This is a genomic window from Treponema sp. R6D11 (assembly GCF_054786075.1).
Genome location: NZ_BDHD01001154.1, coordinates 1 through 373, shown reverse-complemented (window position 1 = coordinate 373; position 373 = coordinate 1). Strand labels below are relative to the sequence as shown.

Here is a 373-nt window from a genome sequence, read left to right as displayed (position 1 = left end):
GCATGGACACGGGCAGGGAATTATCGGGTGTCCGTGTAGCAAGCCCTGAATGGGTTACGATAGACAAGGACAAGGGGGTTTTATCAGGTGAGCGAAACCTACCCCCCGTCAATACGTTTGTATTTTGCCTTATGCCGACAGGCGACGTGTCAAGCGCCTTTGTCTTATGCTCCCTGTTCGGCTATCAGGTCGCCGAACACACCACCTTCAAAGAAGATTCCAAAGACGCTGCTAACATCAGAAAACGAGTTACCAATTCCGGGTGGGTGTTCACGGAAGACAACCGCACGGGTACGAAAACCGTAAAAAACAAAGAGGAAGACCCGACAATAAAAATTGAGGTTGACCAAGAAAATGAAGGTAAAGAAAAAAC

At 48.3% G+C, this 373-nt stretch carries 1 protein-coding gene; it reads left to right on the top strand.

All coding sequences use genetic code 11. The features are described 5' to 3' along the window. Positions 1-373: hypothetical protein (locus tag ACYVTD_RS17900; protein ID WP_461248963.1), on the top strand; the 373-nt coding region annotated here is incomplete at both ends.